23 protein-coding genes are annotated in these 25,116 nt (G+C 68.9%); 10 read left to right on the top strand and 13 right to left on the bottom strand.

Features of this window, described 5'->3' with window-relative positions; genetic code table 11:
- On the top strand, positions 1-1,284 hold the full coding sequence (locus PZB75_RS30775; protein WP_275538969.1) for a serine/threonine-protein kinase: 1,284 nt from the start codon (positions 1-3) through the stop codon (positions 1,282-1,284).
- Positions 1,285-1,303: 19 nt separating this feature from the next.
- Here PZB75_RS30775 and PZB75_RS30770 read toward each other — a convergent pair whose 3' ends face one another.
- Both PZB75_RS30770 and PZB75_RS30765 read right to left on the bottom strand, forming a co-directional pair.
- Complete coding sequence (locus PZB75_RS30770) at positions 1,304-3,178, bottom strand: site-specific integrase (RefSeq protein ID WP_275538968.1); 1,875 nt, start codon at positions 3,176-3,178, stop codon at positions 1,304-1,306.
- A 20-nt stretch (positions 3,179-3,198) separates the two neighbouring features.
- On the bottom strand, positions 3,199-4,287 hold the full coding sequence (locus PZB75_RS30765) for an IS630 family transposase (RefSeq protein ID WP_275538967.1): 1,089 nt from the start codon (positions 4,285-4,287) through the stop codon (positions 3,199-3,201).
- 603 nt (positions 4,288-4,890) lie between these two features.
- On the opposite strand from PZB75_RS30765, the gene PZB75_RS30760 reads away from it, so the two are divergent.
- Entirely contained in the window at positions 4,891-6,240 is a 1,350-nt protein-coding gene (locus tag PZB75_RS30760; RefSeq protein ID WP_275538966.1) for an XRE family transcriptional regulator, read from the top strand.
- A 38-nt stretch (positions 6,241-6,278) separates the two neighbouring features.
- Here PZB75_RS30760 and PZB75_RS30755 read toward each other — a convergent pair whose 3' ends face one another.
- On the bottom strand, positions 6,279-7,079 hold the full coding sequence (locus PZB75_RS30755; protein ID WP_275539192.1) for a GNAT family N-acetyltransferase: 801 nt from the start codon (positions 7,077-7,079) through the stop codon (positions 6,279-6,281).
- A gap of 243 nt (positions 7,080-7,322) precedes the next feature.
- Between PZB75_RS30755 and PZB75_RS30750 the strand changes: the two genes are divergently transcribed.
- From PZB75_RS30750 to PZB75_RS30730, 5 genes are all read left to right on the top strand, one after another.
- Positions 7,323-8,363 (top strand): hypothetical protein, encoded by a 1,041-nt coding sequence (locus tag PZB75_RS30750; protein ID WP_275538965.1) that lies wholly within the window; start codon positions 7,323-7,325, stop codon positions 8,361-8,363.
- Positions 8,364-8,382: 19 nt separating this feature from the next.
- Positions 8,383-9,459 carry a 3'-5' exonuclease gene (locus tag PZB75_RS30745; RefSeq protein WP_275538964.1) on the top strand — a complete coding sequence of 359 codons (1,077 nt, stop codon included), beginning with the start codon at positions 8,383-8,385 and terminating at the stop codon, positions 9,457-9,459.
- A gap of 49 nt (positions 9,460-9,508) precedes the next feature.
- Complete coding sequence (locus PZB75_RS30740) at positions 9,509-9,727, top strand: hypothetical protein (protein ID WP_275538963.1); 219 nt, start codon at positions 9,509-9,511, stop codon at positions 9,725-9,727.
- Positions 9,728-9,795: 68 nt separating this feature from the next.
- Positions 9,796-10,368 (top strand): hypothetical protein, encoded by a 573-nt coding sequence (locus PZB75_RS30735; RefSeq protein WP_275538962.1) that lies wholly within the window; start codon positions 9,796-9,798, stop codon positions 10,366-10,368.
- A gap of 89 nt (positions 10,369-10,457) precedes the next feature.
- Positions 10,458-12,281 carry an RNA-binding domain-containing protein gene (locus tag PZB75_RS30730; protein ID WP_275538961.1) on the top strand — a complete coding sequence of 608 codons (1,824 nt, stop codon included), beginning with the start codon at positions 10,458-10,460 and terminating at the stop codon, positions 12,279-12,281.
- 21 nt (positions 12,282-12,302) lie between these two features.
- Here PZB75_RS30730 and PZB75_RS30725 read toward each other — a convergent pair whose 3' ends face one another.
- Together PZB75_RS30725 and PZB75_RS30720 are read right to left on the bottom strand one after the other, a co-directional pair.
- On the bottom strand, positions 12,303-12,632 hold the full coding sequence (locus tag PZB75_RS30725) for a WhiB family transcriptional regulator (RefSeq protein ID WP_275538960.1): 330 nt from the start codon (positions 12,630-12,632) through the stop codon (positions 12,303-12,305).
- Between the two features lie 215 nt (positions 12,633-12,847).
- A complete protein-coding gene (locus tag PZB75_RS30720; protein ID WP_275538959.1) occupies positions 12,848-14,242 on the bottom strand; it encodes a hypothetical protein in 1,395 nt (464 codons plus the stop codon).
- A 374-nt stretch (positions 14,243-14,616) separates the two neighbouring features.
- Between PZB75_RS30720 and PZB75_RS30715 the strand changes: the two genes are divergently transcribed.
- Positions 14,617-15,981 (top strand): hypothetical protein, encoded by a 1,365-nt coding sequence (locus tag PZB75_RS30715; RefSeq protein ID WP_275538958.1) that lies wholly within the window; start codon positions 14,617-14,619, stop codon positions 15,979-15,981.
- Positions 15,982-16,149: 168 nt separating this feature from the next.
- Here PZB75_RS30715 and PZB75_RS30710 read toward each other — a convergent pair whose 3' ends face one another.
- The 8 genes from PZB75_RS30710 to PZB75_RS30675 form a co-directional block, all read right to left on the bottom strand.
- Positions 16,150-17,157 carry a hypothetical protein gene (locus tag PZB75_RS30710; RefSeq protein ID WP_275538957.1) on the bottom strand — a complete coding sequence of 336 codons (1,008 nt, stop codon included), beginning with the start codon at positions 17,155-17,157 and terminating at the stop codon, positions 16,150-16,152.
- Between the two features lie 231 nt (positions 17,158-17,388).
- A complete protein-coding gene (locus PZB75_RS30705; protein ID WP_275538956.1) occupies positions 17,389-17,769 on the bottom strand; it encodes a hypothetical protein in 381 nt (126 codons plus the stop codon).
- A gap of 48 nt (positions 17,770-17,817) precedes the next feature.
- Positions 17,818-18,579 carry a GntR family transcriptional regulator gene (locus PZB75_RS30700; RefSeq protein ID WP_275538955.1) on the bottom strand — a complete coding sequence of 254 codons (762 nt, stop codon included), beginning with the start codon at positions 18,577-18,579 and terminating at the stop codon, positions 17,818-17,820.
- A gap of 89 nt (positions 18,580-18,668) precedes the next feature.
- Entirely contained in the window at positions 18,669-19,349 is a 681-nt protein-coding gene (gene lexA / locus PZB75_RS30695; protein WP_275538954.1) for a transcriptional repressor LexA, read from the bottom strand.
- A gap of 239 nt (positions 19,350-19,588) precedes the next feature.
- Positions 19,589-20,482, bottom strand: a complete 894-nt coding sequence (locus PZB75_RS30690) for a nucleotidyltransferase domain-containing protein (protein WP_275538953.1) — start codon at positions 20,480-20,482, stop codon at positions 19,589-19,591.
- Positions 20,483-20,813: 331 nt separating this feature from the next.
- Positions 20,814-21,692, bottom strand: coding sequence for a M48 family metalloprotease (locus tag PZB75_RS30685; protein ID WP_275538952.1), 879 nt, complete (start codon positions 21,690-21,692; stop codon positions 20,814-20,816).
- A 119-nt stretch (positions 21,693-21,811) separates the two neighbouring features.
- Positions 21,812-22,327, bottom strand: coding sequence for a hypothetical protein (locus PZB75_RS30680; protein WP_275538951.1), 516 nt, complete (start codon positions 22,325-22,327; stop codon positions 21,812-21,814).
- A 26-nt stretch (positions 22,328-22,353) separates the two neighbouring features.
- Positions 22,354-23,706 carry a hypothetical protein gene (locus PZB75_RS30675; protein WP_275538950.1) on the bottom strand — a complete coding sequence of 451 codons (1,353 nt, stop codon included), beginning with the start codon at positions 23,704-23,706 and terminating at the stop codon, positions 22,354-22,356.
- A 122-nt stretch (positions 23,707-23,828) separates the two neighbouring features.
- On the opposite strand from PZB75_RS30675, the gene PZB75_RS30670 reads away from it, so the two are divergent.
- The gene (locus tag PZB75_RS30670) at positions 23,829-24,092 is read left to right on the top strand and encodes a hypothetical protein (protein WP_275538949.1); all 264 of its coding nucleotides are present in this window, start codon (positions 23,829-23,831) and stop codon (positions 24,090-24,092) included.
- Positions 24,089-24,454, top strand: coding sequence for a hypothetical protein (locus tag PZB75_RS30665; protein ID WP_275538948.1), 366 nt, complete (start codon positions 24,089-24,091; stop codon positions 24,452-24,454). The genes PZB75_RS30670 and PZB75_RS30665 overlap by 4 nt, the downstream gene beginning before the upstream one ends.
- The last annotated feature ends 662 nt before the right edge of the window (positions 24,455-25,116 follow it).

The raw sequence follows: 25,116 nt of genomic DNA, 5'->3' as shown, positions 1-25,116 counted from the left end.
ATGGTTCGCGTATCGAAGCAGGAGCGACTCGGAGACGGTGGCCAGGGCACGGTCTGGCGAGCGACGAGGCTTGACACCAACGAGAGCGTCGCTCTGAAGTACCCGCTGGACACTTTGAACATGTCCGAAGGTTCAGCAGACCGGAAGCGCTTCGTTCGAGAAGTCCGCTATCAGTCAGAATTGCGCCATGCAGGCATCATGCCCATCGTGGGCATGAACATGAAAGCGAACAAGCCCTTCTTCTTCATGCCGCTTGCTAAACACTCTCTTGAGGACTTGCTAAAATTGGGGCCGCTTACCGAGAAGGAAACCTTCATGGTAATGACGGAAATCCTTACGGCACTTGAATATTCGCACGAGCAGGGCGTTCTGCATCGCGATCTGAAACCAGCGAATCTACTTTATCTACAAGACCGCTGGGTAATCTCTGACTTCGGCCTATGTAGACAGATGAACTCTAACAGCAGCACAATCACACAGGTGAATACCGCCGTCGGTTCTTTCGCATACATGGCGCCAGAGCAGTACGACAACGCCCATGAGGCAAAAGCCCCGGCAGACATCTATTCCATCGGACAGATCATCTACCACTGCCTGGTAGGCGACGTTCCGTTCCCGCGCGCCAGAATCGCGAAGTTGGACGTGAAATATCGCCACTTTATTATCCGCTGCGTAGCCGAGGAGCCAGAGGATCGCTTCCAGTCCGTGTCGGAGGTCAGAAGGGAAATGGAATTGCTCATCGCTCCAGCTGAAGAGTTGGCAACGCCGACAATTCGGGCGAACGAGCTGAGGTCCAAAGCCCTTGAAGGTCAAGAAGTAGCCGTACCTCTACTCCTCCGCCTGATTGTTGACTCATCCGAGGATGAGGTGTTCTACAAGGAGTTCGTCCCATCGCTACCCATTGAAATTTTGGAAAGGATGTACGCGAAGGACCCCGTAACATTCGAAAAAATGATCCGCATCTTCGATGAGTATTCCGAAGGAGGGCACCCCTTCAACTACACCGACGACATCGCAGACTTCTTCGATAAGGTAATTCAGGTGGCAGAGTATAGCGGCGGGCTACGTCGCCTGAGCCTAAAAAGAGTCATGACGGTGGGAGTGTCTCACAACCGCTTCCACGTCGGTGTGGTGTTCGCCACGATGGTGAAGCGCTGCGAAAATAACCCTGCCGATATGAGGTACATCGCATCCCTTCTGTCGGACGACCCTCGTGCGGCGAAATTCATGGGAAGTTATCTCAGGCAGCACTCCCTCCCCCAGGAAATTATGCGCGATATCTAACCTGGCATCCTGCTGTAGCCTAGGTTCCCTGACTCTCACTGACGCCTGCAACAGTTTGCTCGAGCGATGGTATGCCGAGGAATACAGGAGATTTCTTTCGGTCATTCCTTGCAACGAGTTGCGCGATTTTCTCCTCGGTCGCAGCACGGCTGACGGATAGCTGCTCTACGTCGGCGAGCCACCCTTCTCTTTCGGCTTCGGCGATCCGATCGGTGAGGTTGTCGCGAATTTCGGACAAGCGGGGGAGTTCACTGAAGTCAACAATGAGGACGGGGCACCTGACGCAAGCGTGCTCATGGATGCAGTCGGTCCCATAAGCTCGCCCACAGTCGCCGAGGGCGAGCTTGCGGCGTGCGAAGTGACCGAGGAACTCCTGCCACTCCTCTGGAGTCACAGCGCGATACTCTTCAACCGGACGCAGAGCCCTTCGGCGAGCGATGAACGCACGATGCGCTTCGATCGCCTGAGCCGGATAGATCGCGTTATACCCCATGGTCGTGTTGATGTTTTCGTGACCTGCAATTACCTGTGCGATGTGCGGCGGCAACCCGTTTAGAATTGCGTCCGTGATAAAGATTCGACGGAAATCGTGCGGTTGGAAATTCAACGATCCACCAGAGGCGTCGGTAAAGCCTGCGGCCGCTAGGGCTTCGTTCAAAGATTTCCGAACTGTATTCACCGAAACCGGACGATACTCTTCGCTAACCTTCCACTGGTAAAGGAGAGGGAGGGGATCGTTCCAGACATGCTCTTGATGGTCATAGCCCGAAACCATGGGGACAGTCCCATCTTTCTGGCGGACACGCGTGATCACGGCACTGAGTACATCGGCAAGCTCCGGGGAGATGAGCAGGAGTCGTTCCTGGTCGACCTTCGACGGGGCGATCTGCAATAGGGGAATAATCTCGCCGGTTGTGGGGAGTTTGTAGCTGATGATGCTGTGATGACCAAGCTCTAGCAATTCCTCAATGCGTATGCCTGTGTGTCGCAGAATCTCGATCGTTGCCCAAGCCCAGAAGGTCCGCTTTTCCTCCATGCGTAGGTCGCGGCGTCGTCCCTGAACGTCGTAGGCCGTGGTTGCCTGGCCGTCAGTTCGAGAGGTGCTCCTCGCGGCAGTGAACGCCTCTCCAAGGACCGTGAAGGTGGAGCCCAGAGGCGCCAGGGCCAAGGCGGCGAGCCGCTCGCTTGCCTCCTTGAGGCGACGATCAGCGACGCGTACGAGTGCCGGCAGGTAGGGCAGCCGCTCGCGAGTGCGCTGATCCATCCGCGCTTTGACTTGCTTTTCAAGTTTCTTGACGGAACAGTCAGCTTCGGAAACTGGAGATGGAACGGCCCACGGCCCCCATCGCTCGGGCTCCTCCAGAGCCCAATGCCCAATATCCAGATAGAAAGCTCGGACAGCCATCATCACAGATGGCGCTGAAGCACGTGGCTCAGTCACATCCTCGATCGTCCCATCCGGGCGCCGCTTCCGAACAGTCTTTACCGCGAGGCGAGCCTTCCAGGCGGCTGCTGTATCGGAGGAAAGGCGGAGCGATTCAATTCCGGGGTGATGATGTTCGAGGTCAGCCCAGAACAGTTGGCCAAGATTAGTTGACAAACCCTTAAGCGTGTTGTAGTCGACACTCGGTTGCCGTTCGGTGAGATAGCCGACTAGGAGGTCACGGACCGGTTTGTGTTGAATGTGGTACCGGTCCACAAGGTCGGCTGGGGTAACCTGACCTGCACGATTCTCGATCAGGCGAAGGGTGACTGGAGCGTCAGACGAAAAGTGTCCGAGATTGCGAAGCCAGGAGTAGGCAAGGCGCAGTGGGCCGGTTTGATGCCGAGGTACTTCCCGAAGTCTCGCAAGGAAATCTCCGACGACAATGTCTTCGATCTTCCCTCCGCGCAAGACCAGGATCGTGGCTAGAGCTAGTGTCCTGAGTCGTTAATTCGTGTGCAGTATGCGGCGAGTGTGTCGAGGATGTCGTCGGCGGTCTTCGTCCAGACGAACGGCTTGGGGTTCTTGTTCCACTCGTTGATCCAGCGGCGGATGTCGCGTTCGAGTTCGATGACGCTGCGGTGGGCCGAGCGGCGGAGTTTGCGGGAGGTCAGCTCGGCGAACCAGCGCTCGACGAGGTTGAGCCAGGACGCCGAGGTGGGGGTGAAGTGCAGGTGGAAGCGGGGATGCCGCAGCAGCCACTTCTTGACCGGTTCGGTCTTGTGGGTGGCGTAGTTGTCCAGGACCAGGTGAAGTTCGAGGTCCTTGGGGACGGCGGCGTCGATGACCTTCAGGAAGCGGAGGAACTCCTGGTGGCGGTGGCGGCGGTAGTGCTGGGCGATGACTGATCCGGAGGCGATGTCGAGGGCGGCGAACAGGCTGGTCGTGCCGTGCCGGACGTAGTCGTGGGTCATCTTCGCCGGCGTGGCCGGGGCCATCGGCAGCACTGGTTGGGTTCGGTCCAGGGCCTGGATCTGCGACTTCTCGTCCACCGCCAGGACCAGCGCGTTCTCCGGCGGCGACAGGTAAATGCCCACCACGTCACGGACCTTGGTCACGAACTGCGGACCGGTCGACAGCTTCCACGTCTCCACGATGTGGGGCTTGAGGCCGAAGGCCCGCCAGATCCGCGAGACGGCCGACTGCGACATGCCCTGCGCCTGGGCCATCGAACGTGTCGACCAGTGCGAATCGCCTGTTGGTGGGCTCTGGCCGAGCGTCCTGGCGACCATGGCTTCGACCTGCTCGTCCGTGATCTTCCGCGGTGCACCCGAACGCGGCCGGTCCACCAGGCCCTCCAGCCGGTCCGCGACGAACCGGGACCGCCACTTACGCACCGTCTCCCGCGAGACACCCAGGTCGTCCGCGACCTGGGCGTTCGACCGGTCCTCCGCGCACGCCAGCACGATCCTCGACCGCAGAACCAGTGCCTGCGACGCAGTCTGCTTGCGCAACCAGCCCCGCAGGACCCTGCGTTCGTGATCGGACAGCTCCAGCGACAACGGCTTCGGACCAGGCATTGCCCTACCCTATAACCGCAAGCAGACTACCGACTCAGGACACTAGCAGCCCGTCCGATGCCCTGCGTCCGGACTGGGAGGTGACGGCTTCGAGCCGGCCGAACCCTTCTGCATCCCGCGCGGCCGCGATGGCTGGCCTCAAGTACTTCGATGGGCAGCGGGCCAGCCAAGCCGCGTCGGGACGAATAGCATCCGCACAGATCAGCGTCGATCACTGGGCATGCGGTGAAGCTAGCAGAACCCCAACTGACCTGCGAAAACAGAGGAGTTAGTTCGGTCAACACGCCTGCCCGACCAGTGCGGACCCAGGAGGAGCAGGCGGGCAGTGTCGCCGGCCAGGATGGTGGAGCACCACTGGGCGATGGCGGGGTGATCGGTCTCGGCATCGCTGAAGAGCGGGGGTACGACGGGCATCGGCCCAGCGTATGCGGCCGTGTAGCTGGCGGTCGTGCTGGGTCTGATGCCGGGCGCTGTTGGCTATCCGGGGCTCAGGCCGGGGCTGTTCTGGTGGGGGTGAACTTCGGGCGTTATCGCCCGCCTCCGTGTCATGGCCGGGATGATGTGACACGTGCAGGCCCGCGGCGGCCGCAGGATGGGGGCAGGGTGAGCAGGTGGGGGAAGCAGCAGGACCGGTTGGTGGTGCGGGCCGTCGACGTGCTGTCGGGTGTGCTGAGCGGAGCGGTTCCGGAACCGGCCCGCCGTGTCGTCGCCTCCCGGGCGTTGCTGGCCGTCGAGGAGTGCCTTTTCCCGATGCACGAGGAGCTGGTGCTGGCGGAGAACGCGGACGCGGCGGCTCAGAAGGCTACCGATGAACAGTGGGCGGACGACGCCGCGGTGCGCCGGTGGGTGACCGAGACGCTGGCCGAGCACGCCTCGTCCTACAACGAGCTTCACGAGCTATGGGAGGACGATCCGGAGTACGTCGAGCCCTGTGGGGAGCACCCGGTGTGGGCTCTGCTGGAGCTGTCCCCCTTCGTACGGCGTCTGCGGCTGTTGCAGGAGGCGGCCGCGAAGACCTCGGTCGGCCTGGGCGGCGACGTCGGTGTCGGCGCGCATCAGATCGGGCACTGGGCGGCTGGCCGTTCCCGGCCCGGGGATCGTGAGCGGGAGGCGCTGGCGGGGGCGCTGGGTGTCCATCCGGCGTGGCTGCACGCTTCGCGCGACGAGCAGCCCGATGTGCAGCTGTACCGGTTCGCGTCCTGCCCGTGCGAGAAGCCGACCGGCATGGCGCGCCTCGGTCTGGGCCGGGAGGAGCCGGGATGGTACGACAGCCCCGCCGAGCAGGATGCCGCCGTGCACTGGTGCGGCTGTGGGCAGGCCTGGGTGAAGGACGCGGTCGGGTGGCTGCTGCCGCTGCCTCCAGGGGAGGAGCCGACACCGTCCGACGAGGGCTTGGTCGACCTCGGCCATTCCGTCGGTCGCGGACCGTCGGTGTCGCTCGACGAGCCGTGGCCGCGTGCACTGTGGCAGCCCCCGGCCGGCAGGAAGGGCCGCGCCCGTACCGCCCACCGGGTCCCCGAACTGCTCACCCGGGAGCCGCAGGCCCTGCCCGAACGGCCGGATGTCCCGCGCGTGGTCGTGCCGGAGCCGGTGTGGGGTGCCGGTCCGGCGGAGCGCCTTGCCGCGAACGTGACGTGGTGCCGCATGTGCCGGGTCTTGGCCGGCGCGCCCACGGGGGTGGCCGGCGGCCCGTGGGTTCTGCTGCACCGCAGCGAGCCGGGGCGCGGACTGAGCACCTGGACCTACCCCACCGAGAAGGACGCCCTGCACCACGGCGCCCATCTGGCCATGACGTACCTGCAGCTGGACGACGGTCCCCTCGACCGCTTGGCGCTGGACCTGTTCACCGGTCAGGCGCACGCCCAGGTCATCGCACGCTTCCTCGAACTGCACCCGCAGACAACCCAGTTCGAGGTCGCCGAACTCGTCCCCATCCGCGCCGACGAGTTCTAAGCGCTGACGGAGCCCCTTGGCCGCGCCGGGGTGGGCGATCAGGCGTCAGCCGACGTCAGCCAGGCGATCCACGCGCCGTCCTGTGCCCGGCCCAGGTGAAGGTCCGGCGTGTGTTCGGCCACTCGGGCGCAAATCCGGCCGTAGGCGCCGTGGCGAGCAGGGCACAGCCGGGCCAGTTCCTCGGGAGCGAGCGCCGAAAGGTCGTCGGGAAGGCCCTGGCCGGCCGCGGTCGCGCGCACCTGCGCGCCTCGGTGCCGCTCGACGGCGTCCCGGCGCTCGGCGAGCAGGCGGAACCAGCGCAGATCGCTGTCTTCCTGGTCGCCCGCGGGGGTGTAGACGCACTGGCGCGCACCGTGCTCGTCGAGCTCGTCGACAACCGTCATGCCGATCGCCTCCAGCATGCGGCACGAGGCGCGGTTGGCCTTCTGGGTGACCGCGACCAGCGGACCACCGCCGGGGACGGCATCCGTCCACCAGGTGACGGCCGCGGCGACGGCCTCCCGGCCCATGCCTTCGCCCCAGGCGACGGGGAGCAGTTGGTACGAGATTTCGGCGCGGCCCTCGCACCTGTGGTCGGCGCCGATGGTCACCAGGCCGACCTGGCGCTGGTCGGCGACGCGGACGACGGTGAAGGCGCCGGCCGTCGTCGGGTAGGCGGCCTGCCGGGCGACGACGCGATCCTGCGTGACCGGACCGCCGAGGTGGGCGCGGACCCGGTCGTCGGTCAGCAACTCGTCCAGCAGAGGACCGTCTTCCCGGGTGACCGGGCGGAGAAGGAGACGGTCGGTGCGCAGTTCGGCGGGCCAGACACGGCTCAGGGCGGTACTGACGGATTCCATGGGTGCCACGTTGGCAGCGTACGGCGCCGCCCGGGGCTGGCTTCGTTCAGAGACTGCACCGGCGGGTGGCCGGGCTTGCGGCCGCCGGCTCGCCGGGCCTGGCGGGTGCCGGGCGGCCGCAGGAATCGCACAGCCGGTCGCACTTTCGGTTCAGGTTCGATCGCTGGCGGGGTGGTGTCAGTGGCGGCTGCCAGGCTGACCGGGACAGACAAGGCCGTTCGAAGCAGCAGAAGAGGGCACACCGTGGACCCGTTCAGGGGCTGGAAGAAGTACCCGCGCGTCATGGAGGGCGCTCTCGCGTGCGCCGGCTACGCGGATGCCGAGTTCGCGGTGCGCCGGGCGGAGGCGCGGGGCGCGACGGAGGCCCGGTGGACATGGATCGGCGGCGTTGCGGAGCTGACCGGCGAGGAGTGGCCCAACGGGCTGGAGCTGGTGTGGGACTCGTCGACGGGCTGGGCGTACCGGGAGCGGGGCGGCGACAAGCTCGACGCGCTGCCGGTGCCGGTGCTGGCGGCGCCGGACGCGGTCATCGGACTGCTGCCGGCCCTCATGGACGGGCGCCGCGACCAGCTCCCGGCATCCGAGGACCGGTGGGAGCACGCCGCGCTCCTCACGCAGTGGGTGGAGTCGGCCGCGGTCCTCGGAGACGACAGGTACGACGCGGCCTACCAGCGGGCCGAGGAGGAAGCCGCGGCGTTCGACCGGTGGCAGGCCGAACTGGACGGTGACGCCGTGCCCACTGCGGCGCCGTCTCCCGCGGAGGCAGAGGGAACCGCCGGGGCCGCCCCCCGTGAAGACGGTGACGCGGGCGCTCCGGACGCTGCGGAACAGGCCCGGCGCGCGCACGTGGACGTCATCCTGCGGTGGGCCCTCCAGGCACGCGATGACCGCGGTCACGCCCCGGACCCAGAGGTGTTCGGGGCGTTGTGCGATTTCTTCACCCGCGCCGTCGTCTTTCCCGGGTCGATGGAGCTCCACGACGGGGACCGCCACACCAGCGACCCGTCGCGTGCCTTGGCCCACCTGCTCGTCCAGCACCTGGAGCACTTCGACATGGAGCTGGAGGACCTGCCGGAGCTGCCGGTGCCCGACACGTCGGGTGACGCGACGGCCGAGTGTGTCGCCGCGGCACTGCGCTCCAGCCGATGGTTCAGTGACGCGGCCGCCGGAACCGACCAGGCCGGCCGCCTGGTGATGTTCGAGACCGTCCTCGGCGCCCGGGGCATTCTCCACCTGGCCGACCAGGCCGACCAGGCCGACCGCGACGACGGCTCTCAGGCGTAGGGACTGAAGGGACTCGGCGATGCAACCGCAGCAGACGGACATCCAGGCCACGGCCTCTGTGCCCGTGCCCTCACGGGAACGCACCGAAGGTGGTTTCGGCCCCGAGCAGGCCGCCCGCTACCTGGGCCTGCACCGTCGCGAGTTCGCCTACCTCATCGAAGCCGGGCTCCTCGCTCCCGTCGGGCGCAGCTCCACCGGGACGCTGCGCTTCGCCGCCTCGGCGCTCGACGCCGTCGCCGCCGAACCGCTGGACTGGGCGGCAGCGCGTAGTGCCGAGGCTCGTTGCCCTTCGCCCTGGCGGGAGCTCGCCGGGTCCGCCTCCGAGCGAGCCCGCCTGGTCGACGGCGTCACGGCCGCCTTGCGTGCCGCAGGAGTGGACGCCTGGGCGCGGTACACCTCGGCGACGGACCGGTGGACGCTCGACTGGGCGCCGTCGCGCGGCGGCGGGCCGGGCCGTGAGGAGGTCGTTGAGCTGCTGCCGCTGCGGCTCGTTCGGGCTGTCGATGCTCAGCGGCTGGTGCTGCTCGGCCCGGTGGGCCAGACCATGCACTGGGCCCACGACATGCTCCAGCCGGGCGTCGCCTGCGTCCTCGACGTCGAGACCACCGGCCTGGGGCCTGCGGATCGCGTGATCGAGGTGGCCGCCGTCGACGCGCACGACGGCTCCGTCCTCATCGACACCCTCGTCCACCCCGGCCCGGACATCACCATTCCGCCCGGGGCCACCCGAGTGCACGGCATCACCGACAGCATGGTGGCCGGCGCCCGGCCGTGGAGCGCCGTCCTCCCCGAGCTCCTGGCCACGGTCGACCGACGGGTCGTCCTTGCCTACAACAGCGACTTCGACAGGCGGATGTCCGTCGGCCACGCCCGCGCGCTCGGCGTCGATCCCAGCTGGCTGCACTCGGTGCAGGCGTGGCAGTGCCTGATGAAGCGCCGATCGATGTGGCTGGGCACCAGCACGCGCCTCCGGCTCGGCGGCCGGCACCGCGCCCTCGGTGACGCGGTCGCGGCCCGCGACCTTCTACTGTCCCTGCGGGAGCGGCCGTCGCACACCCTGCCCGCGCCGCAGCCCGACCGGGAACCGCCTGAGTGAGCCCTTGGTGCACCACGATGTCCACAAGGACGGCATTCGAGAGGGGCCCATGAACCCGCGTCCGTCAGGCACCCACCTGCTGTACGGGTACGACTTCGAGACTCGCACCGCCACGTGCCGAGCCTGCTCCGTTTCCGAGCTGGATCTCCTGCCGGAGGAAGCCGGCCTCTGGCACGCGGGCCACCAGAAGTCCTGCAAGGGCGCCCCGGGACAAGGACCCGAGGCCGTCGTCCTCTCCTTCCGGACGAAGCCTCAGACGATCCGCTGATCCCCACCGCGAACCGCCGAGTTCGCTTCCCGAGCACTCATCCGCCGAGCACCGCACAGGAGTTGCCGATGTCAGACACCACCGCGCAGTCCCGTCCTCGCAGCACCGCCTTCACCCTGCTCAGAATGACCGCTCAGGGAGAAGCCGCTTATCACAGCGCGGGCGGCGAAGGGGCGCCGCCGGCCGACATGGAAATGTACGGCGCTCTGACGGGCGCACTGGAGACCTGGCGGGACGCCGGCAGGCTGCGCCCACAAGCCCTGGTCCTGATCGAGTGGCTGGCCACCGAGCACGCCGGGTACCGAACCCAGCTCCTCGGCGGGGACCAGGACCGGTTCGACTCCTGGCTTCGCGCATTCGGCGACGAAGTCAGCCTGACCCAGCGCCATCCGCACCCCGCCGGCCCCACCTGCGTGGAGCTTCTCACCGTCGTCGCCTCCGCGCCGCCCGGTGAGCGGCCCGAGGAGCGTGCGGCACGGCTCGCCGTCCCCTTCCTCGCCTACCTCCGGCCCGGCTCCGAACTCGAAGACGCCCGCGAGATCGCACTGAGCTTCGCCCTGTGGGCCGGACAGGACCTGGCCGCACTGATGCAGTACGACACCCAGCGAATCGTCGGCTACACGCAGGCGCGCACCACCTGACTGGAACGCGGACCACCAAGACCTCCCTCCCGCCGCGCGGTTGCGAAATCCGGCCGCGGGAGGCCGGTGCGCCAGTGGATACTGCTGAAGTGGTGAACGACTTGAAGAGCGCCCTGGCCGAGCTGGAGGCCCATCGGCCCGGCTCTCTGCTCGGGCTGCGCGAGACCCAATGGCTCGACGCGAAGAAGGCTCCGTACCGGGTGGCGGACGATCCGAAGGCGGTCGAGGAGCTGACCAAGGACGTCGCCGCTTTCGCCAACGGGGGCGGCGGGGTCATCGTCGTCGGCATCGCCACCCGACTTGAGCACGACGAAGAGGTCCTGGACCATGTCGTCGGCGTCGACCCGGCTGCTGTGAACGCGGACCAGATCCGCAAGCTGATCCGCCAGAGGGTCTCCCCGGCTCCCCGCGGCGTACGCATTGGATGGTCGGGGGCGGAGGGCGACGAGCGGGTGCTGTTCATCGAGATCCCCGCGCAGACCGACCATGCGCTCTTTGCCGTGCCGGCCGCGGTGGGCAAACCCGGGGCTCCGCGTCCGGACACGGTCGCGGTGCCGATGCGGGACGGGGACAGCACGTACTGGCTGCCCCGGGCCGAGATCGTGCAGCTGCTCTCCGCCGGTGTCCGGGCCTCCGGCGTGCCCACTGCCCAGGCTCTCGCCGACCTCGTCCGGCAAGCCGTGTCCGAAGCGGGGCCTGACAGCGGGCCGCGCGTCGGCCAAGGCCTGCCGGACCGTGAGCGGGAGATGAGGGCGGCCTACGAGGAGCTCGCCGGCGCGGGTCTGGGGAAGCCCGGCGGGGAGGCCTGGGCGCAGGGCGCGGCCGCGCTGCAGGATGTCCGGCACGAGGTCGACGGCGAGCCGGGCTGGGTGCTGTGCCTGGTCCCCGATCTTCCTGCGGTCGTCGTCGCCGAGCCGGTCTGGCAGGCGATTGTCGAAGCCGGTCGGCGGGCGCCGGGCGGTCAGGATCCGCTCGCGGCCGTCGGATTCCCCCGCCCGCCCGCGGGCACGGCTGCCCCATGGGTGATCCCGGCCGACGCCCGGCGCGTGGACCTCGACGGCGGCTTGTGGGGTCCGGGGCACGTGACGTGCTCGGGACGTGGCGTGTGGCGGTGGCAGCCGGAACCCCGCTTCAGCCTGAACCAGGGCCGCTCGGCGGAGATCGGGACCGGCGGCCAGACACCGGCGCTGCGCCTGCGGGCCCTGGTGAACCTGCCCTGGGCCGAGGCGAGCACACTGGAGATCAACAAGTCCCGGCGCACGCAGCTCGAGCAGCAGCTGCCGCACAGTGCGGTGGCCGGCGCGGTGACGATCCTGTCCCGCCGCCGGGGCGCAGAGCTGCCCGCCGCCCGGTGGGAGCGGGGGCCTTTCGGCAACTCGGGCCGCTCCGCCGGCTACACGTGCACGATTGCCGGGCCCGACGGCACCCCGGCTGTGACGGCCTCCGTCATGCTCGCCCTGCCCACCACGATGGAGTCCACCGTGGTCGCCTGCGCGGACGTCCTGATCGAGAACCCGGAGGCGTGGGCACTAGCCCTCCGACCCGGCTGTGACACGCAGCTGGGCCTCGACGAGGTCCAGGCCGTGCTGCTCGCCGCGTGGGAGACAGCCGCCGAGCTGCTGCCCGACGTCGTCGGCGGCCCGGCCAGCCTGAAGTGGGCCGCACCGCCCACCACTGAGCTGCGGATCACGAGCGAACAGCCCGCCGAGAACGGCGTCCTGCCGGTCCTGGACACCCTCGTCGACCTGGGGCCCCTCGGGCCGAACGACAACGGCCCCAGGCCGAAGCTGGCCGTCACCATCACCGCGGCGCCGGCCATGGACCGGGCCGAGCGGCAGCACCTGCTCCGGGAGGCCCTGGTGCACATGGCCCACGCGTTCGGGTACGTCGACGCCGAGGCCGACGTGCTGTAGGGATCTCGTCGGGGCGGGCCGTCAAGCAGTGGCTTCCCAGTCCGGCGCGTCATCGTCGGGGCGCACGAGCCGATCATGCTCGGACCGCGCGGCCTCCAGCAGGCGACGCCAGGACGTGACCAGCGGACGCCGCCGCAGGAGGGCCCGCCGATCACGCTCGGTCATGCCACCCCAGATTCCATGCTCGATCCGGTGGTCGAGGGCGTAGGCAAGGCACTCGGTGCGCACCGGGCAGCCGGTACAGAGGGCCTTGGCCCGGTTCTGGGCCGCGCCCTCGACGAACAGCTCGTCCGGGTCCGCGGTCCGGCAGACCGCTCTCTCGCCCCACGTCTCCGTCGCATCCCCGCCCACCCCGTCGCCGTCCTCTCCCAGGTCCTGCCCGCGCCCTCCCCTGGGCGGACACAGTCCGGAAACGGTACGGCACGCCCATGGAGCATAGGAGATCGCCGACTCACGGCAATCCGTTCGGGTGACGGGGACTTGACGGCGGTCCTGCTGGTACTTGGTGTCTCCGCAATTGGCCGAGCAGCTGGTGTTGGTGGAGGCCCGCCCGATCCCGGACCTCCTCACGCCTTCGGATCGGCATCCAGCGCGGCGATCTCGGGAGGCTGCGCGACGCCGGTGTCGCCGAAGACGGCATGTCGCACGGCATCCCAGTCATCGCGGCGCCACCAGTCGAACAGGCGGGCGCTGCCGATCACCGGCACGGTCAGCGCGTCGGCGAACGCGCGGTCGGTGTAGACCTCGGTGTCCCGCTGCGCAGGGTGGAGCTTGATCTGGTAGTTGACCACCAGGACGCCACCGTCAACAGGCTCGGTCCCGGTCAGACCGGGCCAGGTGTTCAGGTGCTTGAGGAGTTTGTCGGGCAGGCTCTGCGGTGGCCGGTTGTTCGCCGACTTCACCTCGACCAGGACTCGGCGGCTGCCGAACTCGGCCAGCAGGTCTGCCGACTTGGTGCCGTACACGTCGTCGAGGCGGGTTACTGCGGCGCCGGCCGCCACGAGGACGTCGTGTACCGCATCCTCCAGCGGGCGACCGGTGCCGAACAGCAGGCCGTCGCGCAGGGGATCGGCCACGGCCCGCAGCGCGGTGAGTTGCTGCTGCAGCTCGGTCTGCCGCCGCTCGTGGGCGCGCTGCTCCTCGGCGATCGTCTCGACCAGCCGGGCTTCGGCGTCGGTGGCGAGCGCCGGGTCGCGCACCAGGGTCGAGCGGGCGCGGGTCAGCGCGCCGGGCACGTACGCGGGCAGCGCGTGATGGACCAGCCACTCCACCAGCAGCTGCTGGTCGGTGCCGTGGGGAACTACGAACCACCGGGCACTGCCGCCCGTCGGCATCCACACCCCCGCCACCGGGTGGCCGAGGCCGTCGACCAGGATCGGGCGCAGTTCCCCCTCCCCCGGCGGCGGCCACATCCTGGCAGATCCGGGGTGCGAGGGCCTGTCCTTGAGGTAGGTCAGGCGGAACCAGGTGTCCGGGGGACGGTTGAGCAGCCGGGTGCCGAGTTCGTGTTCGGCGTGGTCCAGGCCGTCAGCGAGTTCGGGGTTCACGTTGGTGGGGAGCGGGTTGGCGGAGATCGAGCCGTAGTAGTGGGGCAGGTGGATGCCGGGGGCGACGTGTCCGGAGAAGACGTTGTGCCTGCGTTCGCCCGCGCCGGTGCAGGCGACGACGAGGGCGGTCTCCCCACGCTTCCGGGCTCCCGCGGCGTAGCGCTTGTAGGGCTCAAGGCCGGTGGCGGGTCCGAGGACGGGGGACAGGACGGCCGCGCAGTCGCCCGTCTCCTGATCCTTCCACCGCGGCTCCACCCCAAGCGCCGCCCAGTCCACCACGTTCGGCCGCACCGCCGGGGCGGGCCCGGGGCCCGCCCCGGCGGACGTGCCGATCACGTCGGGGGCCGGGGGCGCCGGCGCTTCGCCGGCGATGTGCAGGGGGATCGGGACGGCGCTCGGGCCGGACGGGCTCATGGTGGACACGGTAGCCGCCGCCAGGGCGTGGGCCCGCGTCAATTGCCCCTGAGACGCGACCTGCCCGGCCTACCCACCGACGCGATGCTGATGGGCACGCTCGGCCCGCCCATGGTCTGGCCGTCGCTGCCCACGGAGGGCTTGGCGTACCGCGTCCTTGGCCAGCTGGCTGCCCGGTAGCATCAGGGGGAAACGCACCTCACCGTGACGTGCCGTGCCCGGACCCACCTCCGGGCCGTGGCGAATCCAGCTGCCGCTGGAGGGTGATGCAGTGGTGATGCTTGGCGCTTCCAATCATCGTGTGACCGCCCCTGTACGCGCTCTGGCTCCTGTCGTGGTGGGGCGGCACGGACCGAGAGCGCGCAGGAGCTGTCGTGTCACCGAAGCACAGTACGCATCCCACCAACCGCCGGCAGATCGCCAAGGCCCTCGATGCGCAGACGCAGATGGGCTACCAGCGCGCGTTGCAGCGCGTCGTCGACGCCGCTGAGAAGGGGCTGCTGCCCGAGGTTCTGGACGAGGCCGGCCGCGCCGAGGCCGTGCGCCTCCTCGCCGAGCAGGGCGCACTCGAGCCGGATCCGGGCCCGTTCCTCGCGAAGGACTACCTGAAGGCCCTCGTCGAGGAGTTCCGCCGTCTGGGCTGGGGCGGGGGCGATGAGAGCGACGTGGAGTGCTTCGGCCTGACCGCGTACGCCGGGCCCGTGCGCCAGGCCCGGCAGTTCCTGGGCTCCCGGACCCGGGTACTGGCCCTGTGGTACGGGCCCGGCGCCCAGTTCCCCGAGCCGGTACAGGTCTGCGTCGAGGTCACCGACGTCCACCCGCACAGCACCGGCCCGGCGGACGTGCCCTGGCTGAGAGTGTGGGACGGCCACTCGCACTTCGGGATGGCCCTGTCCGACCTCGCGCTCATCCGCCGCGCCGAACCCGGTGAGGAACTCACCCAGGTCTGGCCAACCCACGACGACGCCGATACCGGCCACCAGGAAGCCGCCGCCGTGCCGGACGTGCCCGCGGGTACGTCCGGCACGGCGGACGGGGCGCTCCCAACGGCCGAGGAGCTATCCCTGCTGACCGACCGGTTCCTGCACCTGGCCGGGCACCGGCTCGGCGAGGGCTGGAAGAGCGTGGACGAGAAGGCCTACGCGGCCCACCAGCGCCTGGAGAAGGCCCTGGAAGCCGAGTACACCGGCTTCGCGGCCACGTCCGTCAAGGTCTGGATCAACCTGTTCGACACCACCCACCGCTGCCCCAGCGGCACGGGCCACCCCCTCCCCCCGTACGCGCTCACCGGCAAGCCCTACGAGGCGAAGTTCGACGTCCACGCCCACGACCCTGATTGCGGCTGCGGCCAGGAGTACGGCTTCGGCGAGTTCTCCGACCGCGTCTGCCAACTCCTGATCGTCCTGTGCCTGTACGGCGGACTGATCGAAGCCCACCCCATGGTCGAGACCGCCGGCACGCCCGAGGGCAGCCGGGCTGCGCTGCGGGACATCACCTGGGAGGTCGACGGACCCGACGGCTACGGCTTCCGGGAGGTCCAGCGCCGGGTGATCCGCGATGTCACCGACGCCGACTCGCCCTTGAACATCGACACCAACCCGGCCTATATCCCGCCGTACATGGCCGCGGACGGCTGGTACCTGCCCGAAGGCGGTACCTCGATGATGTTCCACGGCCGCCGGCACGGCCACGAGGGCAACAACGAGCGGGAGGAGCGGGAAGCCGATAGCCCGGCGTGACCTCGGTGTGCTGGCGCACGCCGACCTGGAGCGGCTGGGGATGGCGCTCGCAGCGGTGACCGAGGCCACACTGAGCCTGATGTGCTCGGGCGGGGGGCGGGAAGTTGTGTGGCGGCAGCCCTTTCGGGGAGGGGCGCTGACATGGGCCTTGACGGTTCGTCGTGTTGCTCAGCCGGTGGCCGAGCAGCCAGGCATCGCCGGCAGCAACGCCTCGCCCGTCAGAGCGCTGATCCGTCGCCGGATCGCTGCGAACATCTCCGCCCGCTCTTCCTTGACCGGGTAGTCGAAGCGGTCGTAGCGCAGCTGGAGGGCGGCGGAGCCGTCCGGGGACTTCAGGAGGACCAGGCCCAGGCTCTCACCAGGGATCAGGTCGCGGTGCCCGCGCAGTTCCAGCGGCAGACCGTGCTCCGGGTCGGTGAGGGCCTGGACCAGCTCGGCGCGGCGCAGACCGGTGTCGGAGGCGTGGTCCAGTTCCAGGATCCACCACTCCCCCAGCCGGGACTCGTGGCCGGTGACCACGTGGGGGACGGCGACGGTGTGGAGGAGGCCGAGGCGGCGCAGCAAGCCGCTGGGGAGCCAGGCCGCCTCGCGCCAGGTGGACTCATAGGTCAGGGGCTGGCGCCCGTCCTCCCAGCGCCGCTCGTCGGCGGTCCAGGTGTCGCCGGCACGCCAGCTGGCCTCGCCTCCGATGTCGTGGGTTCGCTCGGCCAGGGTGGTCTCGGCCTTCTGGAACGCGCGTCGGGACACTCCGGTGAGCCGGATGCTGGTCGGCTGTCCGAGGCGGCGGAGCTCGATGCCGCGGTCGGTGCGTGCGGTGATCCGGACCCCGTTGAGACCGTGGATCTCATCTTGGCCGGTGCCCGCCTGCGCGCGGCCGGGCAGCAGGGCGGCCAGCAGGCCGTCGACGCTCGCCGTGCTCTCCAGGTCGAGCCGGATTCCCTCCGCGGTGGGCTGTACGTACCGGATCCCGAAGGGGAACTCGAAGAAGTCCCGCTGGTAGCTGAGGATCCGGTAGAACGCCTCGGACTCGAGCAGGAGTTGCGCCTGGTGGGTGGGGGCCGGGATGAGAGGTGCGTGGCGGGGAAGGCCGGCGACGACGTCGCACGCGAGCTGGCGGGGAGCACCGGTGTAGAGGGCGTAGGTCCGGGCGCGGCTGCTGATCCGGGTGTCCGGCATGGGGTACCTTTCGCTCCGCTCCGTCGGCCCGCGGAGCATGAGGAACAGGCACTGGTGTGCGGTGGTGCGGTCGGTGGGATCCTCTGATCGAAGCCGAGCTTCTTCGCCTCCGCCTTGAACCAGCGGGCCGAGGTTCGCGTGAGGAGCAGCAGACCGATGCCGCAGGGCGCCACTGTATCCCTCGGGTTCGGCTCGCAGGGGCGACACGCCGCCACGCAGTTCGGGCGCGGGCTACAGGGGAGCGCGACCGGCTGGCTGGAGATGGTTTTCCGCGGCTAGTTGACTGCGGGCCGTGGCCTCTTGCCGCAGCGCCGTCCTCAGGTGCCACAACGAGATCGCCGGCAGGAGGCTGCCGAGCCGCGCCACTGCCCGCAGTGCTTCCGCCGCCTGGACCAGGGGTTCGGCAGCCGCCCGTGACCGCTCGTTCCTTCGGTCGTCGCGCAGACGGTCCACGATCTCGTCCAGCAGATGCGCCAGCTCACCCGCTCCTGGGTCCTCCGGCACATCAGCCCCCCACCACTGGAGGGCAGCCTCCAAGGCCGTGAGGGCGTTGGTGCGGTCGAGCGGTGGCCTGGTCTCTGCGTCCCCGTGCGTCACGCTCCCATCGTTCACCGCCGGACTTCTTCTCGGGGCGGAAACGGAGAATCGGCTGGTCTCGGATCAGGTCGAGGCCCCGTCCCTTTCACGCGCTGCAGTCGGTACGGGCATGCCGCGGCGCCGGGCCTCGCGGATGAGCACGTCGAGCTGAGCACCGGCCGCTTGGTAGGCGTCGGCGGCACGGGCAAGGCGTTGCTCGGCGGCGGCCAGGTCTGCGGCGAGTTCTTCCTCGGTTCGTGGCCGCTGCCGAGAATCCGCCTGTGCTGACAACGCCTTCTCGTCGAGCAGGGGCTGTTCGCCCTCTCGCGCGGTGCGGCGGACGAACACGCCCCTGCCCTTGACCGCGTAGACCAGGCCCTCGCGTTTGAGCACGCGCACCGCGTTCTGTGCGGTCGAGTTGGCGATGCCGAAGCGGTCTTGGAGTTCTCGTGCGGAGGGAAGCCGGCCGCTCGGGAGGTTCCCGGACCGTATCTCCTGCCTGAGCAGGTCGGCCGTCCGCACGTATGGGGGCCTGGGGTCGTGCTCGGCGGTGACCGCGGCGTCGGGGAAACGGGAAGGCGCCGTCCCGGCCGCCAGCGGAAGGCCGGGGTGCGTGCCGCTGACGTAGCTGCCCCGGCCGAGCACGGAGTAGACCAGTCCCTCCCGCTTCAGCACTCTCAACGCGTTCTGCACGGTTGAGCTGGATACCCCGAAGCCTTCTTGGAGTAGACGTGCCGATGGCAGTTGACTCCCGGCTGGGTACTCCCCGCTGTAGACCTTGGCGCGCAACACCTCGGCCGCCTGAAGGTAGGGCGGCCTTGGGTCGTCTTCCAGCGGCAGAGTCATGGTCATACCGTATGCAGCGCCGCTCCCGGCCGTGAGCTCGCGCACGGCCGGGGCGGGAGACGCCTGTCCGGGTTCCACTGCGAGGATCGTTAGACGGTGCGCATCACGGCGACGACCTTGCCCAGGATGACCGCGTCATCGGCCGCAAGCGGCTGGAACCTGGGGTTGTGTGCGACGAGCCAGGCGTGGCCGGCCGCGTCGCGCTGGAACCTCTTCACGGTCGCCTCGCCGTCGAGCATGGCGGCGACGATGTCGCCCGGCTCGGCGACTTGCTGACGCCGTACGGTGACCACGTCGCCGTCACAGATGGCTGCCTCGATCATGCTTTCCCCGGACACCTTCAGAGCGAAGAGCTCGCCGTCGCCGACCAGCTGGCGCGGCATGACGTAGGTGTCCTCGACCATCTCCTCGGCAAGCATCGGTGGACCGGCCGCGATCCGCCCGACCAGAGGGACCTCCGCCGCTGCGGACTCGCCCTCCGGCCGCTCGTGCGCCCTCTTCGATGCCTTGAGGGGGAGGCAGTAGGCACGAGGACGGTGCGGGTCTCGACGCAGTTCTCCCTTGCGTTCCAAGGCAAGGAGCTGGTGCGCGACGCTGGAGGTGCTCTTCAGGCCGACGGCCAGACCGATCTCACGCATCGAGGGCGGGTATCCGCGGTCAGCGACAGAACGGGCAATGCAGTCGACGATGGTCCGCTGCCTGTCGGTGAGCCCATCGGGGCCCCGGCGGATGCCTGGAGGCCGGCCAGGTCGAGCGTCGGTGATGGTCATGTGCCCCCTTTACGATCTTGCGTCTCTGGACAGTAGCCCCACCCGCCGACAAACGGAACATCGTTTCGACACACGCGAGCGATCCCGTGAACGAGGATGTGAGGCTCGGGGCTGAGGCACGGCCCGGCCGGGCTCTCACCGGTTGACTTCGACGCCATCGCTGGTCGCAGCGTCCTGGAGGCGAGGTGCATGGTCGCAAGGTGGGCGCGCTTCGCGTCGCGGCCTGCCCCCTCAAGGGGTCAGCGTCGGAAGACTGCTGCCTTGGGCCCAGGTTTGATCACGAACGCGTTCAGCGGGCGCGACCGCGTGGGCTGCACGACCTCCAGCCAGCCGTCGGCGCGGGTGACGCAATACGGGATGCTCTGGTAGTTCTGCCACTTCCAATTGATCCACCAGCGGGGCTCACTGCGGTGTCCCACGAAGCGCCGCGATGTGGGCAGCCGCTGACCGGCCAGCTCGACGTCGTCGAACTCGACCGCGAGTTCTTTCATGAGGGCCAGACCCGCCAGGGCCGCGCGGCGCAGCGGGCTGTCGTCGTTCCACCGGCGGAAGGCCCAGCGCATGTCCGGGGTCGCCAGCAGACTGGTGTCGTCCGGGGCGTCGGGGAGCGTGATGCGGGAGATGGTGATGGCCTCCTGCTGCTGCCACCCGATCAGTTCTGCCCGGACCGGGCGGGGGATGTGCCGGTCGAGGCCTTCGAAGGCGTCGATCATGTCGTGGCGCTCGGCCCGGCCGGCTTCAGGGTCTTCGGCGATCGCGTGGAGCACGCCGAGCGCTTCGGCGAGTGTGTCGCCGCGTTGCCACAGCGGGAGCATGAAAGTGCCTTCGGCCTCCAGCTGCTTGCGTGCCGCGTCCTCGAACTGGAACTGCAGCCCGCGCGATGACCCGGCGAGCGCGCGGTGCAGCGGCGCGTAGGGGTTACCGCCGGAGAAGATGGCCTGGACGACGGCCTGCTTCATCCGTTCGTCGCGCTCGAACCGGACAGCGACGTCGACGTCGTGGGGCTCGGTGGCGCCGCGTGCGAAGCTGCCGAACAGCCACACCTGCCGGACCAGCTGGAGGGGCCATTCCTGGGGGCCGTCGAGCCGGTGGAGCATCGCTTCGACCAGTTCGACAGCTCGTGTGCGCTTCATGTGGCTTCCTCGATTCCGCTGGCCATCAGGGTAGTGGCCGAACCATGACGTGGAGCCCGCCGATGGTCATCCCAGGGAGGGGGAGTCGTCATGACGAGGCGCGGGGTCGAGAGCCCGTGATGTCGTTGCGGGACAGGTGCCGGCGGACCGGCGGAGTGCGCCCCCGGACGCAGCGCACGGGGGGACGCGGCGTCCAGGGGGACTGCTGCTCAACGTACCGCGCCAACCGGCGCCTTATCGCACATATCGGAGAATCGGATCGCGGGTCGGACCAGGGCGGCCCCGGTCTGGGCGCAGAGCAGCGGGACGCTGGGAAGACGGGGATGCCGGATCAGCTTGCCGCCGCCGGGTGCAGCGGGTGCGGCTCCTGGCCGAGTCCGTCGCTCAGCGGAACGTGTTCGGCCCACAGAATCCGCAGGCGCTTAGGTGGATGGGTGCGCACGCTTCGGGCCGTCACCCAGATCCGTTGCAGAAGGGCGCGGTCCCGCTCTCGCTCGAGGTCCTCGCGCCACATGTCGGCCACCGCGGTCCGGCCGCAGGTACGGACGGCCGCGAAGTCGCAGGCGAGTTCGCCCCACCAGAAGAACAGGGCGTTCAACATCCAGGCGGCCGCTGCGGTCAGGACGAAGACGGGCAACGACAGGAAGCCGGCGGCCAGGGCGACCGTCGCCACGAAGGTGGACTCGGCGGCGATGCGCTTGCCGGTGTCGCGGCGCTGGAGATGGGCGAGCTCGTGCTCCAGGACTGCGGGAAGGTGGGCGGTGTGACGAGGGTGGAGCCACCGCATGCCGAGCCAGACGTGTCCCCGGCGGCCATGGCCGGTGGAGCGGGCATCGGCCCAACTACCGGTCTCGTCGGAGGTGGCCAGGGTGACCTTCTCCAGCCCGCGCTCGGCGGCGGTGCGGCGTACGTGCTCGGTGGTCTGCCGCATCCTGGCCGCGAAGTGGCGGTAGAGGTCACTGTCGGACGGGCGAGGCCTACGGCCTGCGTGGGGCTGCCAGGTCAGCGCCTGTGCCGACGGCCCCATGGCGATCGCCGACTTCTGACGGGCGCGACCCTGCGCCGCCCACAGTCCGCCTGCCGCCGCCGCGACGCCGACGGCGATCCCCGCCGCCGGCCCGCGCAACTGCGTCATGACGGCCTCGCTGATGATCGCGGTTGCCACCACGGCCTGCCCAGCGTGGCGTTGCAGCATGTCCCCCAGTGTCATGGTGATCACCGTAGTCGGCGAACGTGGCCGTCCTGGCAGGGCTCGGTTCCGCTCCCCTTCACCGCGGCAGCGCACCTCTGCGTCTCATGGCGAACCGCGGCGACCGGTCTGCCGGTCGGCTACGGCGTCATTCGGGCAAGTCCTCGAACAAACTGCACCGTCTCGGGCTTCAGGCCCTCGGCCTCCGCTTCACGGGAGATTTGCCGGGCAGCCGTCACCGCCGCTTGCCGGGACAGGAGACGAGTGTTGAAGGGGCTGTAGGCCGACAGGAGGGCGGTGCCAAAGTCGTGTGCTGCGCGGGACAGCTGGGAGTGGTTGTCCGGCAGGGTGGCGGCGAAGTCGAGATCACGGGCCTTGTCGGCGATCGTCCTCTGCTCCGCGCGGACGGACTGTGCCGCCTGCCAGGCGAAGTAGGCCACGGCGATGGCAGCCGGCATTACCCCGGCTGCGCCCTCCGCCGTGGTCAGTTCGCCAATGCCCATGTCGAGCCACCACAGAAGGAACGGTGTCAGGGCGAGAGCGAGCGCCGGCCAGGCAAGCGCCGACCACCACACCGCGACGGTCAGCCGACGGCGCACGCCACCCGCCGTCAGGGGCAGTGCAGGGGCTTCTTCGTCCGTCATGAGGATCATCATGCCCTCTGGGTCCGACACGGCCGGCTTCAGGTGCTGACGGCTTCGTCTGATCCGATGCCGGAGGTGAGGAGAGTGAAGACCCGATCGTCGCTCCGGACCTCCTCCAGGATCGGCGCCCAGAGGCTCCTGCTCCCGTCGCCGAGGTGGCTCGTGAGGGTGTAGAGCTCGACGAGGTAGCCAGGCATGGCGCGGCCCCAGCACTGGTCGTTTTCGTTCCACTCCGTGAGGACTTGTTCCAGCTCTGGCAGGGACAGGAAGCCGGCGCAGGGGAGGACGGCCTTCTCCGCGACTTCTTGCCCGCGGTCGAAGGTGCCCACGTCCTTGAGGAGCGCCGGGAGAAACGGTGTGAAGTACGGATCAGGGCGCTGCTCGATGATGTCGGCGCGGGGGATGTACCAGAGGTTGGAGAACGCTGTGGTGAGGGCGGGCAGCGTCTTGCGGAGTTCGGGGTGGGCGACCAGGGCTTTGGCCTCGGCGGTGGTGATGTCTTTGTACGGCGCCCGGGTGCCGATCGTCTCGATCTTGGTGTTCAGGAGGTTGCGCACGGGGGTGCCCAGGGAGGCCCAGAAGGCCGGGAGGTCGCCGAGCCGGCCGAGTGCCTGGAGCTGGACGGAGGGTTCGGCCGTCTCCAGGCGGGTCATCTGCTTGGCGACGGCCTTCTTGACGAGGTCGGCGTCACGTGCGGCGAAGCTGCGCAGACACTTGGCCATCCGGTCGGCGAACTTCTCCGGTTTGATCTTGATCGCGGGGTCTTCGATCGCCAGGACAGCGAATTTGGCGGCGGCCTCGACAACCTTGGACCTGGCGCTGGGACGGACACGGTCGAAGAAGGTGTGGGTGAGGTACTCGGTGTCGTAGACGAAGCCGGGGTCCACGACGTGCTTGAGGAAGCTGTCGACGATCTTGCGGCCCTGGCTCGGAGGATGGATGAGCACGGCGTCCAGCGCGGCCGCGAGGTGGGCGCGGGCATACTCCATCGTCGGCTCGTAGAGCTCGCCGAGGGGACGGATGGACGGGTGCGCGCACAGGTGGCGGTCGTCGCGGATCCGCTCCAGCTGCTTGCGCTGGGTGAAGTCGATCAGTTCGAGCTTCTCCGCCGTGTCGAGCAGGGTCTTCTCCAGGCCGAGCATGATCGGGATCGCTTCGGACTCCGCACTGCCCTGCGCTCGCTCCACGTCGGCGACCAGGTCCTTCGCGTGGCTCTCGCCCTCTTCGTGGAGGATCTGGGCCTTGGCGATGAGGTCGGCGCAGACAGCTGTCCACGTCAGGACGATCGCGCCGCGGGCCGAGCCGGAGGCGTAGCAGCGGTACGCCTCGCCGACGAGGGGACGCAGGTCCGGATTGAACACGCGGTTCACGCGCTCTTCAAGGTCGATCATGTTGCCCCTCCCGGCGCGCCCGTCCCACTTGCCCCCGGAATGATCCCATCTTCCGCTCCGGGTCCCGGACCGGCCTCTCCATTTGCTATGTGCTGGTACTGGCACATAGCTACAGTGTGGGTATGGCAAAGCAGACGAACATCCGCCTGGACGACGCCGTCAAAGCCGCCGCCGAGGACCGGGCCAAGCGGCGGGGCCTGAGCCTGCAGGGGTACGTGGCTGATCTGATCGAGGCCGACGTGAACCAGACCCGCGCGGCCTTCATGGCTGGCGCCTCGTCATTCCTGGCCGCGTACACGGACGTGTTCGACGCGGAAGTCGGCGAGGACCGGTACCCCGGCCTCCCTGACACCACGGCGGAGACGGCATCGAGGGACGCCGCGTGAACCTTCGCGTCGACATCGCGTGGATCCTGGCGGTGGCGCAGCAGATTCCGGGAGATCCCCAGGTCGTCGACTACGGCGTCCCGGTCGCGGCGGAAGCACGCCACCGGGCGGAGATCCTTGACCGTGAGGTCTACCCCGAGCCCCATCACAAGGCCGCGGCGCTCCTGTGCGAGCTGGCGAGAAACCCGAGCCTGGAGAAGCGGAACCTGCTGTTCGCGGCCACGGTGACCGCGGCCTACCTGTCGGCGTGCGGGATGCCGGTGAGCCCTGGCCTGGACACCGTCCTCCCACTGGCCCGCGCCGCCCGGGACGGTCTCCCGGTGCGGGAGGTCGCCGCTCAGATCAAGACCTGGACGAGCTGACCCTCTCGTCGGGCCGCGGGATCTCCCCTGACGCACAGGCCGTCGCGGCTACGCTGGCCGACGGCCGCGAGGCACCGGGTGCCGTGGCTTCCCCGGTGTCGACATCGGTCCGGTCCGGTGGTGGGGTCAGGTGCTCTACCAGGGCGAGCAGCGTCAGCAGGCAGATGGCTCCGATGAGGATGGCGGTCCAGCCGAGGGCCGATGGCGTATTGCGGGTGCCGATCGCGGTAGGCGTGAGCACCACCATCGCGGCGACCACGCCGCACGGAAGGACCCATTGCCGTCTCATGACCGGGTACCCGGGACCGAGAGGTCGGCCTGGTGCCCATCGCACGCGCGGTTGATCTGTCTCCGCGAAGACGACGCAGTTCTCATCGCAGATGAATGTATACCGGTTCGTCTCACCCGAAGATGGACCGCGCAGGCCAGAGCTTGCTCCACGGGGCTCGCTGCGAGTCAGCCGCTTACGAGCTGTCCAGCCCAGCCTCACCGGCACTGGTCATTGCCCCGTACCTCGGCAGCTCCGCGTGTGCGGCAACCGGGGGCCGGTGCCGCCGGGCAGGTCCCGCACAGGGCGCGAGCGGTCCGTCCGCGCCACCGTCTCTACATCGCGCTGTGCGCGTGCGGTGCGCTGTGCCTGCGTCCCCGCACCTCCGCCTGCC

Origin of the sequence: Streptomyces sp. AM 4-1-1 (assembly GCF_029167625.1) — a bacterium.
Taxonomy (GTDB): Bacteria; Actinomycetota; Actinomycetes; order Streptomycetales; family Streptomycetaceae; genus Streptomyces.
This window is presented reverse-complemented; position numbering and strand designations above follow the sequence as displayed.

Coding starts and splice junctions, on each gene's coding strand:
- PZB75_RS30775 (WP_275538969.1), top strand. CDS start 1: ATGGTTCGCGTATCGAAGCAGGAGCGACTCGGAGACGGTGGCCAGGGC.
- PZB75_RS30765 (WP_275538967.1), bottom strand. CDS start 4,287: ATGCCTGGTCCGAAGCCGTTGTCGCTGGAGCTGTCCGATCACGAACGC.
- PZB75_RS30755 (WP_275539192.1), bottom strand. CDS start 7,079: ATGGAATCCGTCAGTACCGCCCTGAGCCGTGTCTGGCCCGCCGAACTG.
- PZB75_RS30745 (WP_275538964.1), top strand. CDS start 8,383: ATGCAACCGCAGCAGACGGACATCCAGGCCACGGCCTCTGTGCCCGTG.
- PZB75_RS30740 (WP_275538963.1), top strand. CDS start 9,509: ATGAACCCGCGTCCGTCAGGCACCCACCTGCTGTACGGGTACGACTTC.
- PZB75_RS30735 (WP_275538962.1), top strand. CDS start 9,796: ATGTCAGACACCACCGCGCAGTCCCGTCCTCGCAGCACCGCCTTCACC.
- PZB75_RS30720 (WP_275538959.1), bottom strand. CDS start 14,242: ATGAGCCCGTCCGGCCCGAGCGCCGTCCCGATCCCCCTGCACATCGCC.
- PZB75_RS30710 (WP_275538957.1), bottom strand. CDS start 17,157: ATGCCGGACACCCGGATCAGCAGCCGCGCCCGGACCTACGCCCTCTAC.
- PZB75_RS30700 (WP_275538955.1), bottom strand. CDS start 18,579: ATGACTCTGCCGCTGGAAGACGACCCAAGGCCGCCCTACCTTCAGGCG.
- lexA (WP_275538954.1), bottom strand. CDS start 19,349: ATGACCATCACCGACGCTCGACCTGGCCGGCCTCCAGGCATCCGCCGG.
- PZB75_RS30690 (WP_275538953.1), bottom strand. CDS start 20,482: ATGAAGCGCACACGAGCTGTCGAACTGGTCGAAGCGATGCTCCACCGG.
- PZB75_RS30685 (WP_275538952.1), bottom strand. CDS start 21,692: ATGACACTGGGGGACATGCTGCAACGCCACGCTGGGCAGGCCGTGGTG.
- PZB75_RS30680 (WP_275538951.1), bottom strand. CDS start 22,327: ATGATGATCCTCATGACGGACGAAGAAGCCCCTGCACTGCCCCTGACG.
- PZB75_RS30675 (WP_275538950.1), bottom strand. CDS start 23,706: ATGATCGACCTTGAAGAGCGCGTGAACCGCGTGTTCAATCCGGACCTG.
- PZB75_RS30670 (WP_275538949.1), top strand. CDS start 23,829: ATGGCAAAGCAGACGAACATCCGCCTGGACGACGCCGTCAAAGCCGCC.